The sequence below is a fragment of the Novacetimonas cocois genome (assembly GCF_003311635.1).
Lineage (GTDB): Bacteria > Pseudomonadota > Alphaproteobacteria > Acetobacterales > Acetobacteraceae > Novacetimonas > Novacetimonas cocois.
In genome coordinates, this window is the sequence record NZ_QEXL01000073.1 from 1 (window position 1) to 617 (window position 617).

The following is a 617-nucleotide window of genomic DNA, read 5'->3' on the forward strand; positions in this document are numbered from 1 at the left end:
TGGCGGGCTGCGCAGCTTTTCATCCGCTGGGCGAAGCTCGGCGTATGGGAGCGGCTGCTCGCACTGGTTCAGGAACAACAGGGAGTGGCATTCGGAATGACTTTTCTGGATGGCACAAACATCAGGGCTCACCACAAAGCGGCGGGAGCCCAAAAAAAGGGGCCTCTTTCGAAGAGCGAGACCATCGTGAAGCACTTGGCCGCTCTCGCGGCGGCTATGGCACAAAAGTCTGCGTGATCGCTGATGGACATGGAAAAGCCTTCGGTTTTGCGCTGGCCCCTGGACAGGCTCATGAACTGCCTCTGGCACCAGCCATGCTCGACAGCCTTCCCGCCACTCCCCTGTGGGTAGTAGCGGACAAGGGCTACGCGTCGAACGCCATGCGTGAACGGATATGGGACATGGGAGCACGGCCAGCCATTCCCGCGAAACGACGCGATGGCCCGGTCGCCTGCCCCAAATGGGCCTATCGGTGTCGGCATCTCGTTGAGAACCTCTGGGCTCGCCTCAAGGAGTGGCGCGCTGTCGCAACCAGATATGAAAAAACAGCAACGTCGTTCCTCGCGGTCATCCACATCGCTGCCGCAGCAGACTGGATCAAGCCCTAACAGGCCCTA

1 pseudogene is annotated in these 617 nt (G+C 60.3%); it reads left to right on the forward strand.

What is annotated here, in order from left to right:
- A pseudogene (locus NJLHNGOC_RS15565) lies at positions 1-608 on the forward strand (IS5 family transposase); the annotation flags it as partial.
- Positions 609-617 lie beyond the last annotated feature (9 nt).